Source organism: Streptomyces sp. NPDC017448, from assembly GCF_044330565.1.
Classification (GTDB): Bacteria; Actinomycetota; Actinomycetes; order Streptomycetales; family Streptomycetaceae; genus Streptomyces.
Genome location: NZ_JBIRLM010000022.1, coordinates 105,557 through 117,790 on the forward strand (window position 1 = coordinate 105,557; position 12,234 = coordinate 117,790).

Genomic DNA, 12,234 nt, shown 5'->3' on the forward strand with positions numbered 1-12,234 from the left:
GTTTTTGTGTTGTGCCCCCGGGGGGGGGGGGGGCCCGCCCCCCCCCCCCCCCCCGGCGGGCACCCCCGCCGGGGGGGGGGGGGGCCCCGCCCTGGGGCGCCCCCCCCCCCCGGCCATGAGGCGTATGCGCCCCCCGCCCCCACGGACGCTTTCCCCGCCCCGGCGCCGCCCAGACCCCCCGGGCCGTGCCGCCGGGCCCCGCCGGCGGCACCGCACCACCGGACCCCCCCGGGCCCTTGCCGGTCCGCACCCCCCGGGGCCCCTGCCGCCAGGAGGCCGCCCGCGGCCCCTGCGGTCCGCCGCGCGCCGGAGGGCCGCAGGGACGCCCGCCCCGGCGCCCCGGGGGCGGCGGGCCTGCCGGGGCGGCGCCGGGGAACGCCGAAGCGGGCCGGGGCCCCTGGCTTGAGGGTTCCCCGGCCCACCGCGCCCGCGCCGGGGTCAGATCTTCTTCAGCGTCCGGTTGAAGGTGCGCAGGTCCTCGACGAACAGGTCCGGCTCCTCCATGGCCGAGAAGTGGCCGCCGCGCTCCAGCTCCGCCCAGTGCACGATCTGCTTGAAGTCGCGCTCGGCCAGGCTGCGGACCGGCTGGAAGAGCGCCCCGGGGTAGACCGCGACCCCCAGGGGGACGTCGAGGGAGGGGGAGCGGCCGATCAGGCTGGTGATCGGGAGGAACGGCTTGAGCTCGTAGTGCGCCTGCGCCGCGGAACCGCCGGTGGCGGTGAACCAGAAGAGCGAGATGTGGGTCAGCATCAGGTCCCGGTCGATCGCGTCCTCGGGGACGTTCTCGGTCTGGGCCCAGTGCTTGAACATCTCCAGCAGGTAGGCCAGTTGAGCGACCGGCGAGTCGTTGAGCATGTAGCCGATGGTGTGCGGCCGGGTCGACTGCATCTTCATCGGGCCGGACAGCTGGTCGAGGAAGCGCTCGGAAACGGCGAGGCGGGCCTTGTCCGCCTCGCTCAGCGTCTCCAGCTCCCCGGGCTCCCCGCTCAGGTTGGTCTGCAGGAGGTTGACGTGGATGCCGGCCACGTGGGCGGGGTCCATCGCGCCCAGCAGCAGCGAGGTGAAGGCGCCGATGTCGCCGCCCTGGGCGATGTAGCGCTCGTAGCCGAGGCTCGCCATCAGCTGGGTCCAGGCCATGGCTATGCGGCCCAGCTCCCAGCCGGGGCTCTTGAGCGGCCCGGAGAGGCCGAACCCCGGCAGCGAGGGGATGACCAGGTGGAAGGCGTCGGCGGGGTCGCCGCCGTGCGCCCGCGGGTCGGTCAGCGGCCCGATGATGTCCAAGAACTCCACCGGCGTGCCGGGCCAGCCGTGCGTGATCACCATCGGGGTGGCGTCCGGCTCGGGCGAACGCACGTGCAGGAAGTGGATGGTGGCCCCGTCGATCTCCGTGACGAACTGCGGGTACTGGTTGATACGGCGTTCGGCGGCGCGCCAGTCGAAACCGTCCCGCCAGTACTCGGCCAGCTCCTTGACGTACTGCAGCGGGGCCCCGCGGGACCAGCCGACGTCGACGAGGTCGGGCCAGCGGGTCTGGCTCAGCCGGCGCTTGAGGTCGTCGATGTCGGCCTGGGGGATCTGGACCTGGAACGGCCGCATGGGAAAGCTCCTTCGTAGGGTCGGACGCCGTGGTGACCGCGGCGGGTGTGCCGCGCGGGTCGACGGCAGCGCGGCGTGGGACGCCCCGGTGCCGTGACGGAAGGGGGGAGGGACGGATGAGCGAGCGCGCTCGGGCGGCACGCGTCGGGGGACCGGCACCCACCGGACGGCTGACCGGCGCCGCAGCCCTGAAGACGGCTTCCGCGGCGCTGCCACCGGTGTCGACCAAGACGGTCGAAGCATCGGGCCCCTGACCTGCCGTCACGCTAGTACCGGCCTCAGGGGCTCAGCAAGATCTCCGGCGAGGCCCGGCAATACCAAAGAAGTCGGCCCGGCCAGGGGTCGCGCCGCCGCCCCTGCCCCGCCGCCTCTGCGTGGCCGGCGGGGCCTATGGGGCGGTCGCTGGCTTCGCATGCGGCATATGTAATGAATGTTCACGGCGTATACTGGTATGCTGCTTTCGCCGGTCCCGAATCTTCTGAAACCCCTCGGGGTGGTGGCCGGGAAAGTGGCCGGATCCTTGCAGCCGCCCCGGGAAATCCGGCGCCGCCGGCGCCCCGTGCGGGGCCGGAAATTCCGGGAGGCGCCCCCGATGGCCGCCCCTCCGAATCGGCATCGTGCCTGCTCAGGCCCTTGATGTCGCAGGACGGCAGGGCGCGGGGGCGGGAGGGGGAGGGGGCCGGGAATTCAATGATTTCCCTTGCCGGGGGGCAGGATTGTACGCGGACGACGCTTTGCGTGCTTCTCTCAGAATGCTTTTTGTATTCGTTGACGCTCATGATCGGGCTGGGTAATCTCGGTGATGCAGCTTTCGAAGGTATTTCGTTTTCGCCTTCGGCTGTTCCCCCTCGTTTCGACAAAGGAGTGGTTCCCATTTCTGTCATCAGGAATCGAGTAGCGAAGTTCGCCGTCGGCTCGGCGGCGGCGCTGGGCCTGGTCGTGGGGTTCCAGAACCCCGCCGCGGCCGCGGCGCCGACGGCCACGGTGACCCCGTCGACCGGTCTGTCCGACGGCGCCGTGGTCAAGGTCGACGGTGCGGGCCTGGACGCCGGAACGGCCTACGACGTCGGCCAGTGCGCCTGGGTGGGCACCGGCGTCCTGGCGTGCAACCCGGCGGACTTCACCTCCGTGACCGCAAACGCCGCCGGCTCCGCGAGCACGACGCTCACGGTCCGCCGTTCCTTCGAGGGCTACCTCTTCGACGGCACCCGCTGGGGCACCGTGGACTGCACCACCGAGGAGTGCCAGGTCGGCCTCTCGAACGCGGCCGGCACCGGACCGCAGGGCGTGCCGATCTCCTTCAGCTGACCGGCTGACGGCTGACCGGCCGACCGGCGTGACCGGTTGAGGGGTTGACCGCCCCACCTCGCCGCTCCCCGCGGCACGCTCCACCCCGGACCGCACCACGGCCTGTGCCGTGGTGCGGTCCCTGGCGTGTCACCCCGTACGACCGGGCGGGCCGCCCTGCCCCGCCCCCGGCCCCCGCACACCGGGGGAGGGGAGGTCACGGAAACTTCCCAGGCGCAGATCCAGCCGCTGCAGCGTCTGGCGCAGGGACGGCGCGGTCAGACCCGCCAACTCCTCCTCCCACCGGTACCCCCACGCGTAGCGGGCCCGGTCCTTCGCCGTGGGCTCACCGGGGTGGCAGTTGACCTCGATGACGCCGGCCGGGCCGCGGGCCAGAGTGCCGACGAGGGCTTCGAGACGCGGGAGAGTCAGCTCGCCCGCCTCGTCCAGCCCTCCGTACGCCTGGGGGAAGGCCAGCTGTGCGACCTCCAGCCGGGACGTCAGAGCCCGGCTCCAGTGACGGATCACCCACCCCCGCGGACCCGGGGCGGCGCTCCTGGGCACCCGCACGGCGCCGATGCCCCGCTCGGCGGCCAGCCGGGCCACGATCCGCGCCACCGGCGGATAGAGGTGCAGGTGCTGGTGGGTGTCGAGGTGACTCAACGCCAGCCCGAAGCCGTCGACGAGGCGATCGAGCTGCGCCCGGAACTCCCGCTCCACATCCGCCATGTCCACGCGCCCGGCGACCGCGGCGCGCATGAACGCCCGCCAGCCCGGGCGGAAGGAGCCCGAGCGGCCGACCAGAGTGGGGACCTCACGGGCGCTCAGCAGCGGAGGGTCCTCCCCGACCACCGCCAGGTGAGCCCCCACCCCCAGCGCCGGCCGCTCCCGCAACCAGGCGACCGAACGCGCCACCGCCGGGCCGACGGCGAGGACCGAGACGCTGGTGACCACCCCCGCGTCGTGCGCCCTCAAAATGCCCCGGGAGATCCCCTCACTGAGACCGTAGTCGTCGGCGTTGACGACGAGCAGCCGCCCGGTCACCGCCCCCTCCCCTTACCGCCCCGGCCCCGGCCCCGGCGGGGACCGAACACCCAGTGCCGCAGAAGAGCGAACCTCACCAGGGAGGCGAGGGCGTCACCGGCGAGCAGCACCGCCAGCTCGACGGCCCTGCCGCTCTGCGGACCGGCCGCCAGCAGAGCCGCGCTGGTGCAGGCGAGCCCGAGCAGGAAGGCGACCAGCCCCTTGGCCTGATGCCGCAGAACGTCCTGGCGCCCGCGCACCCCGAAGGTGAACCGGCGGTTGGCCGCGGTGTTGAAAACCGCGGCGAGGAAGAGAGCGACCGCGTTCGCCGCCAGCACCGGCATCACGGCGGCGAACAGCAGATAGAGCAGGACGTGCAGGAGCCCGCTCGCCGCCCCGACCACCGCGAACCGCAAGAACCTGCGCCCCGGGGCCACAGGCACCCCCAGCCGCCGCAGGTGGGAGGGGAGGGGAGCCCCGAAAGCCCCCCTCATCCGCCGGCCCGCCACCCCCGCGACCCCCCGGAGCATGTCCACGACCGTACGGCCGATGACCACCGTGGTGTCGGGATCGTCCAGGCAGTCCACCGGCACCTCGTGGATACGCAGCCCCTGACGCTGCACCGCACACAGCAGCTCCGTGTCGAAGAACCACTTGTCGTCCTGGACGGCCGGGAGGAGGGCCTGCACGACCTCCCGCCGGCCGGCCTTGAAACCGCACTGGGCATCGGAGAAACGCACCCCCAGCACCACGCGCAGGATCAGGTTGTAGGTACGGGAGAGCGTGGCGCGCAACAACGACCGCTGCACACTCGACCCCCGCGCGTGCCGCGTGCCGATGGCGAAGTCGCTGTGGCCCGAGGCGAGCGGGGCGATGAGCGGAAGGAACCCCTCCAGACCGATGGAGAGGTCGGCGTCCATGTAACTGACCACATCGGCCCGGCTCGTGCCCCACACATGCCGAAGCGCCAGCCCCCGCCCCCTGGCCTCGAAGCTCACGAACCGCACCTCGGAAAGCTGAGCGGCCAGCCCCTCACCGACCTCACGCGTCCTGTCGGCGCTGCCGCTCTCCGCGATGGTGATCACGAAGGGGTAGGGGAAGTTCCGGACGAGGTAGTCGCGCAACCGGTGCACGTTCCGTGCGAGCGCCTTCTCCTCGTTGCGCACCGGAATCACGATCTCGATCAAGGACACCCGCGTCAGTTCGGCGGACTCCTGGGCGGTCGCGGTCATGGACGCTGCCTTTCAATGGCCACGCGGCACGCGCGCATGGGACGGTGGAAGATCCCAGCGTCGGCCCCCGCCACCACCCCCGGCATCCTCCCCCTTGCGCCGCCTCGCACCGCACCGCAACCAGGAAGACGGCCCCGCCCCGCACATCGGCCAGACTGTGCCGCACCACGGCCCGCCCCTCCCCGCACCCGGCCGGGCCGCGAGCGGCGGCCCGCCCCAAAGGAGCCGCCATGTCCGCCTGGCTCGAGGAATGGAACAGCCGGCAGGACGTCTACCTCGGCGACCGCCACCGCGACCGGCACTACCGGGCGGTGGCCCACGACATCGTCCGACTGCTCCCCCCAGGAGCCCGACGCGTGCTCGACTACGGCCCCGGAGACGCCCTGTGCGCCCCGCGCATCGCCGCGGCCTGCGAGGAAGTGGTCCTGTGCGAGGCGGCGGAGACGATCCGGGCCCGGCTCTCGGACCGGTTCGCCCACCACCGGGCCATCCGCGTCATCTCCCCCCGCCAACTCGCCGACCTGCCCCCCGCATCCATCGACCTGATGGTCGTGCACTCGGTGGCGCAGTACCTCGACCCGGCCGAACTGGACACCCTGCTGGAACAGGCCCGCCGCCTGCTGGGCGCCGGGGGCCGGCTCCTCCTCGGAGACCTCGTGCCCCCCGAGGCGGGACTGGTCTCCGACACGGCCGAACTCCTGCGTTTCGCCCGGCGCGAGGGATTCCTCCGGGAGGCGGCCCCCGCCCTCCTACGGCTGGCGTTCTCCCCCTACGCACGCCGCCGCCACCACCTCGGCCTCACCCGGATCGACGAGACCCAGATGACGGCCCGGGCCCGGCGGGCCGGCCTCTCCGGCCACCGGATACGACCCAACATCGGCAACAACCAAGCCCGTTGGACCTTCCTGGCCACACCCGCGCAAACCCCCCTACGGCCGGCCCGATGAACCCCCCCGGCGGGGAACAGGCCCGCACCCTGGAAGAAGCACGAGCACAGCGCCGTGTGTGACCGTAGAGGCGCCCGCGGGCGGGGGAGCGCCCCGCCGCACCGGCAGATTCCCGGTACACCAACCCAGGAGGATCCATGCCCGGACTCGTAGCGGTCACCGGGGCCGAGGGATTCATCGGATCACACCTGGTCGAGACGCTGGTACGGCGGGGCCACCGGGTACGGGCCATGGTCCAGTACACCTCCTTCGCCTCCTGGGGCTGGCTCGACCGGCTCGACGCCGAGGTGATGGCCCAGGTGGAGGTGCACCCCGGCGACATCCGCGACCCCGCCTGCGTACTGGCGCTGGCCGACGGGGCCACCGTCCTCTACCACCTGGCGGCCCTCATCGCGATCCCGTACTCCTACCAGGCGCCGCGCTCGTACCTGGACACCAACGTCACGGGCACGCTGAACGTGCTCGAAGCGGTGCGCACCGCCCAGACGCCCCGCCTGGTCCACACCTCCACCAGCGAGACCTACGGCTCGGCCAGGACCGTGCCGATCGCGGAGGACCACCCCCTGCAGGCCCAGTCGCCCTACGCCGCGACGAAGGTGGCCGCCGACAAACTCGTCGAGTCCTACCACCTCAGCTACGGCCTGCCCGCGGTAACCCTGCGGCCCTTCAACACCTTCGGCCCCCGCCAGTCGGCGCGCGCCGTGATCCCCACCATCATCAGCCAACTCGCCGCCGGAGCCACCCGGATCACCCTCGGCTCCCTGGCCCCCACCCGCGACTTCACCTATGTCACCGACACCGCCGAGGCCTTCGTCGCGCTCGGCACCGCACCCGCCTCGGCGGTGGTCGCAGAGGTCTTCAACGCCGGCACCGGCACCGAGGTGTCCATCGGCCGGCTCGCCACCGACATCATGCGGCTGATGGGGGCCCACGCCTCGATCACCGAGGACCCCCAGCGCCTGCGACCCAAGGACTCCGAAGTCGTCCGCCTGGTCTGCGACGCCGGGAAACTGCGCGCCCGCACGGGATGGCGCCCCCGCACCGACCGGGAAGAGGGCCTGCGCCACACCATCGAATGGTTCCAGGACCCCGCCAACCGGGCGGGCTACCGGCCGGCCCTCTACCACCGCTGAAAGGGACACGGAACATGCACGCAGTGATCCTGGCAGGCGGCAAGGGCACCAGGCTGCGGCCCTACACCAGCCGCCTGCCCAAACCCCTGGTGCCCATCGGCGACGAGTTCTCCATCCTGGAGATCGTCCTGAGCCAGCTCTCCCAGCAGGGCTTCGACAAGGTGACCCTCGCCATAGGACACCTCGGCCACCTCATCCGCACCTTCGTGGGCGACGGCAGCCGGTGGAACATGCACATCACCTACGCCTCCGAGGACACCCCCCGGGGAACGATCGGCCCGGTCCTGAGCATCCTGGACCACCTGCCCGAACACTTCCTGGTCATGAACGGCGACATCCTCACCGACCTCGACTACGCCGACGTGCTGGCCCACCACACCCAGGGCGGGGCCCCGCTGACGGTGGCGACCTGCACGCGCGAGGTCCGCATCGACTTCGGCGTACTGACGACGGCCGGCGACCACGTGGTCCGCTTCGTGGAGAAACCCACCGTCGACTACCGGGTCAGCATGGGGGTCTACGGCCTCAGCCGCACCACCCTGGAAACCTACCCCTCCCACATGCCCTTCGGCTTCGACGACCTGGTCCTGGACCTGCTCGCCCGCGGCATCCACCCCGCCCAGTACCCCTTCGACGGGTACTGGCTGGACATCGGCCGCCCCGACGACTACGACCGCGCCAACGCCGAGTTCGACTCCATCAAGGGAACCCTGCTCAAAGGGGCATGAGGACGCGCCACCGCCCCTCGCCGCCTTCCGACGGGACGTACCAGAGACGAAAGGGATGAAGAAGAGCATGACTTCCGTTACGCACGGGGCCCCGTCGGTGACCGCCTCCCCCCCGCACCACCCGGCGCCCTTCGCCCAAGACGGCCGCAGCCCCGCCAAGGCCTGGGCACTGGCCGGGATCTGCGCGCTGGCGGGCCTGCTCTACCTGTGGCTCATCGGCTCCAGCAACTACGGCAACGCCTACTACTCCGCCGCCGTACGGTCGATGGCCCAGAGCCCCACCAACTTCCTGTTCGGCGCCGCCGACCCCTACGGCGCCGTCTCGGTCGACAAACCGCCGCTGGCCCTGTGGCCCCAGGCCGCCTCGGCGGCGATCTTCGGATACCACAGCTGGTCGATCCTGCTCCCCCAGGCCCTCGAAGGCGTGGCCACCGTCTTCCTGCTCCACCGCACGGTCCGCCTGTGGGCGGGGGAGCGCGTCGCGCTCCTCGCCGCGCTGATCCTCGCCCTGACCCCCATCACCGTCGCCATCAACCGCGACAACAACACCGACTCCCTCCTGCTGCTGCTCCTGGTCGCCGCCGCGTACGCTCTCACCCGCTCGATCCACGCCACCACCGGCTCCAGCCGCACCAGGTGGCTGCTGCTGTGCGCCTTCTTCGTGGGCTGCGGCTTCACGGCGAAGATGCTGCAGGCGTGGATCATCGTGCCGGTCCTGGCCCTGGCGTTCCTGCTCGGCAGCACCGGCCCCCTCAGACGCAGGATCAACGACGTCCTGGCCGCCGGCGCGGTCCTGGTCCTCTCCTCCTTCTGGTGGCCCGCCCTGCACGACCTCTGGCCGGGCGACAAGCCCTACATGGGCGGCAGCACGGACGGAAGCGCCTTCGAACTCGTCTTCGGCTACAACGGGTTCGGCGCCCTGCTCGGCACCGGCCAGCAACCCGGCGGGTCCGGGATCAACGTGCCTTTGGCGATGGTCGGGCTCTCCGGCGGAATGCCCGGAGCCACCCGCATGTTCTCCGCCGAGGTCGGGGACCAGATCTCCTGGCTGCTCCCGCTCGCCCTGCTGGTCCTGGCCGTCGTGGGCGCCGCCGGCTACCGCCGCCTGTGGTTCGAGATCCCGGGCGACCCCGTGCAGCGGGCGGGCTGGCTCCTGTGGGGCGGGTGGCTGCTGCTGGCCGGGGGCGTCTTCAGCTTCACCCAGGGCATCTTCAACACCTACTACACGACAATGCTCTCGCCGGCGCTCGCCGCCGTCTCCGCGGCGGGCATCGCCCTGCTCTGGCGTAAATACTCCACCCCCCGCGGCCGGGAGTGGCTGCTCCTGCCGGCCGCGGTCGCCCTCACGGCGCTGTGGGCGTTCGTCCTGGTCTCCCGGGACGCCTCCTGGCACGGCTGGAGCCGGTGGGCGGCGCTGGGGCTCGCCGCCCTGGCGGTGTTCGCCCTGGTGGTGGCCAAACTGTCGCCGGGCCGGCGCCCCCTGGGGCACGCCGGGCTGATCACCGGGGCCGCGGCGATGCTGCTGGCCCCCGCGGTGTGGTCCGGGGGCACCGCGGCCGTGGCCGCCGACAACGGCGGTTTCCCCACCGCGGGCCCGCCCAACAGCGCCTTCAGCGCCCTGCTGCGCGGGGAGCTCCCGGAGGGCATGCCCCCCGGCGGCATGCCCCCCGGAGCGATGCCCCCCGGTAGTGCCCCGATGCCCGGGGGCATGGAGATGCCCGGCGGGATGGAGATGCCCGGCGGGATGGAGATGCCCGGCGGGATGGAGATGCCCGGGGGGATGGAGATGCCCGGCGGGATGAAGATGCCCCCCGGCCCGCAGCCGCCCCCGGGGACGCAACCCCCCGGCGGCCTCCCGGCGCCCGGCCAGAACGAACCCGCCTCTCCCGGAAAAGGCTTCGGCGGCTCCGAACTCTCCGCCGACAACCGGCGAATCCTCCAGTACGCCCAGGACCACTCCGACGGCGCCGGCATCACGCTCGCCGTCGAGGGGGGCGGACTCGCCTCCTCCTCCTTCATCATCGAAACCGGCGCCCCGGTCGTGGGCATGGGCGGCTTCCTGGGCGCCGACGACTCACCCACGATCCACCAGCTCAACGAGTGGGTCGAGGCCGGAGACCTGAAATTCGTTCTCACCGCCCACCCGGGCGAAGCGAGACTGGGCGGCATGGCCGGCATGGGCGGCAGCGTCCAGCAAAAGCGGCTCGCCTGGGTACGCGACCACTGCCGCACCGTCGACCCCGACGCCTACGGCGGCGAACCCTTCGACGAGGACCGGGCCCAACTGCCGGTACCGGGCTTCAGCGACGCGGCCCTCTACCGCTGCGGATGACGTCCACGACCCGACAAGGGCTCCCCGCCGCTGCCGCCGGCCGGGAGCCCTTCGCACGGTCTCAGGCGCCTGACCACCGGCCGGCGGCGGCGCGCAGCGCCTTCTTGTCGATCTTCCCCATCGGCGTGGTGGGCAAGGAGTCGACCGCGATCAGACGCTCCGGAAACTTGAACGACGCCGCCTCGGCCCGCTCCATCACCCTCCACACATCGGCCAGCTCCACCCGCACACCCTCGGCCTGCACCACGAACAGACAGACCCGCTCGCCCAGTTCGACATCCGCCACCCCCACGGCCGCCGCCTGCACGACACCGCCGACCTGCACCGCGAAACCCTCCACCTCCTCGGCGTTGATCTTCTCCCCGCCCCGGTTGATGAGGTCCTTCTCCCTGCCGACCACCACGAGATTGCCCTCCGGCGTCCGACGTACCAGATCACCGGTCCGGTACCAGCCGTCCGCCGTGAACGCCCGCGCGTCCGCGGCCGGCGAGTCGTAGTAGCCGCGCGGGGTGTACGGGCCCCGCGTGAGCAACGCCCCCGGCTCACCCACCCCCACCTCCCTGCCCCGTGCGTCCACCACCCGGATCTCGTCGCCCGGGCTGACCGGCCGCCCCTGAGTGTGATGGACCACGTCATCGGGATCGTCCAGGCGGGTCAGGCACAGCAGACCCTCCGCCATCCCGAAGACCTGCTGCAACCCGCACCCCAGTTTCGGCCCCACCTGCCGGGCCACCTCCGGCTCCAGCCGCGCGGCCCCGACCTGCATCAACTCCAACGACCCCAGATCGACGCCCGCACCCTCCTCCTCCCGGTACCGCAGCCACCGCACGACCACCGCCGGCACCACGGACGTGGCGGTCACCCCCTCCCGCTCGATCACCGCGAACGCCGCCTGCGGCTCCGGAGACCGCGAAATCACCACCCGCCCCCCCGACAGAAGCGTGCCCAGCACCCCGGGACCGGTATTGGGAAAACCGTGCCCCAGCGGCAGAACGGCCAGATACACCGTCCCGCACCCGAAACCGCACACCTGGGCAGCACGCTTGATCATGTGGACGAGATCGTTGTGCGTACGGGCCACGAGCTTGGGCAACCCGGTCGTCCCGCCCGACAGTTTGAGCATCGCGACCTCCTCACCACGCGGCGCGGACAGATCGAGAGCGGCCGCGGCCCGCGCCGCCTCACCCGCCTCCACGGGCTCGCACAACGCCCCCAGACCGACGCTGTCCGGCCCCACCCCCGACCCCGCCACCAAGACGAACTCCAGCACCGGATGCGCCCCCGCCACCTCGTGCGCGAGCCCCTGGTGATCGAACCCCTTGTACACGTCCGGCACCACCAGGGCCCTGGCCCGGGCATGGGCCACCACCCCCGCCAGCTCGCGGTAGCGGTACTGGGGCAGGGCCCACACCGGCAGAACACCCAACCGCAGACACGCCACCGTCACCACCACGTGCTCCCAGCCGTTGGGCAACTGCACCACCACCCGGTCGCCCGCCCGCAGCCCGAGCCCCCCCATCCGGACGGCCGCCGCATCCGCGCGCACCATCAACTCCCGGTAACTCATCCGCACCGGACCGTCGACCAGGCACACGGCGTCCGGCGTCGCACGCGCCGCCTCGGCCAGATGCGTCCCCAGCGAACGCCCCTCCCAGTACCCGGCGCTCACATACCGGGCCGCAACATCCTCGGGCCAGGGAACGAATCCCCCCCGCGCCCGCCCCACCGCTGTCTCCTGCATGGCTGCTCCGTAGGCTCCGCCCCCCACCCCAGGTGGCGGGCACGACTGACGAGGACCGCTCCCGGGCCCAAGGGGGGCACACCGCCCCGGCGGGCCCGCAGGGCCCGGCCACCGAAACCGGTACGCACCCGGCACGAGCACTGAACCCCTGCCCGGGAGCCTAGGGAGCCCCCGGCCCCCCGGGCCTCTCACCGATTGCGGAATCCCACCGCGTG

Annotated in this window: 9 protein-coding genes; 5 read left to right on the top strand and 4 right to left on the bottom strand. The window is 72.3% G+C overall.

Annotated features, from left to right (window positions below; all coding sequences use genetic code 11):
- Positions 1-438: 438 nt before the first annotated feature.
- The gene (locus ACH4K1_RS28125; RefSeq protein WP_398092378.1) at positions 439-1,596 is read right to left on the bottom strand and encodes an epoxide hydrolase family protein; all 1,158 of its coding nucleotides are present in this window, start codon (positions 1,594-1,596) and stop codon (positions 439-441) included.
- A gap of 864 nt (positions 1,597-2,460) precedes the next feature.
- On the opposite strand from ACH4K1_RS28125, the gene ACH4K1_RS28130 reads away from it, so the two are divergent.
- A complete protein-coding gene (locus ACH4K1_RS28130) occupies positions 2,461-2,904 on the top strand; it encodes an enediyne antibiotic chromoprotein (RefSeq protein ID WP_398092379.1) in 444 nt (147 codons plus the stop codon).
- Positions 2,905-3,033: 129 nt separating this feature from the next.
- On the opposite strand, the gene ACH4K1_RS28135 is transcribed toward ACH4K1_RS28130, so the two are convergent.
- Both ACH4K1_RS28135 and ACH4K1_RS28140 read right to left on the bottom strand, forming a co-directional pair.
- Complete coding sequence (locus ACH4K1_RS28135) at positions 3,034-3,927, bottom strand: ChbG/HpnK family deacetylase (protein WP_398092380.1); 894 nt, start codon at positions 3,925-3,927, stop codon at positions 3,034-3,036.
- Positions 3,924-5,138 carry a glycosyltransferase gene (locus ACH4K1_RS28140; RefSeq protein ID WP_398092381.1) on the bottom strand — a complete coding sequence of 405 codons (1,215 nt, stop codon included), beginning with the start codon at positions 5,136-5,138 and terminating at the stop codon, positions 3,924-3,926. Before ACH4K1_RS28140 ends, ACH4K1_RS28135 begins: the two co-directional genes overlap by 4 nt.
- A gap of 230 nt (positions 5,139-5,368) precedes the next feature.
- Between ACH4K1_RS28140 and ACH4K1_RS28145 the strand changes: the two genes are divergently transcribed.
- From ACH4K1_RS28145 to ACH4K1_RS28160, 4 genes are all read left to right on the top strand, one after another.
- Positions 5,369-6,085 carry a methyltransferase domain-containing protein gene (locus ACH4K1_RS28145; protein WP_398092382.1) on the top strand — a complete coding sequence of 239 codons (717 nt, stop codon included), beginning with the start codon at positions 5,369-5,371 and terminating at the stop codon, positions 6,083-6,085.
- A gap of 137 nt (positions 6,086-6,222) precedes the next feature.
- Positions 6,223-7,218: an SDR family NAD(P)-dependent oxidoreductase gene (locus ACH4K1_RS28150; protein WP_398092383.1), complete on the top strand. Its 996-nt coding sequence runs from the start codon at positions 6,223-6,225 to the stop codon at positions 7,216-7,218.
- Between the two features lie 14 nt (positions 7,219-7,232).
- On the top strand, positions 7,233-7,946 hold the full coding sequence (locus ACH4K1_RS28155) for a sugar phosphate nucleotidyltransferase (RefSeq protein ID WP_398092384.1): 714 nt from the start codon (positions 7,233-7,235) through the stop codon (positions 7,944-7,946).
- Between the two features lie 67 nt (positions 7,947-8,013).
- A complete protein-coding gene (locus tag ACH4K1_RS28160) occupies positions 8,014-10,278 on the top strand; it encodes an ArnT family glycosyltransferase (protein ID WP_398092385.1) in 2,265 nt (754 codons plus the stop codon).
- A 61-nt stretch (positions 10,279-10,339) separates the two neighbouring features.
- On the opposite strand, the gene ACH4K1_RS28165 is transcribed toward ACH4K1_RS28160, so the two are convergent.
- Entirely contained in the window at positions 10,340-12,019 is a 1,680-nt protein-coding gene (locus ACH4K1_RS28165) for a (2,3-dihydroxybenzoyl)adenylate synthase (RefSeq protein ID WP_398092386.1), read from the bottom strand.
- Between the last annotated feature and the right edge of the window lie 215 nt (positions 12,020-12,234).

Coding starts and splice junctions, on each gene's coding strand:
- ACH4K1_RS28160 (WP_398092385.1), top strand. CDS start 8,014: ATGACTTCCGTTACGCACGGGGCCCCGTCGGTGACCGCCTCCCCCCCG.
- ACH4K1_RS28140 (WP_398092381.1), bottom strand. CDS start 5,138: ATGACCGCGACCGCCCAGGAGTCCGCCGAACTGACGCGGGTGTCCTTG.
- ACH4K1_RS28145 (WP_398092382.1), top strand. CDS start 5,369: ATGTCCGCCTGGCTCGAGGAATGGAACAGCCGGCAGGACGTCTACCTC.
- ACH4K1_RS28125 (WP_398092378.1), bottom strand. CDS start 1,596: ATGCGGCCGTTCCAGGTCCAGATCCCCCAGGCCGACATCGACGACCTC.
- ACH4K1_RS28150 (WP_398092383.1), top strand. CDS start 6,223: ATGCCCGGACTCGTAGCGGTCACCGGGGCCGAGGGATTCATCGGATCA.
- ACH4K1_RS28155 (WP_398092384.1), top strand. CDS start 7,233: ATGCACGCAGTGATCCTGGCAGGCGGCAAGGGCACCAGGCTGCGGCCC.
- ACH4K1_RS28165 (WP_398092386.1), bottom strand. CDS start 12,019: ATGCAGGAGACAGCGGTGGGGCGGGCGCGGGGGGGATTCGTTCCCTGG.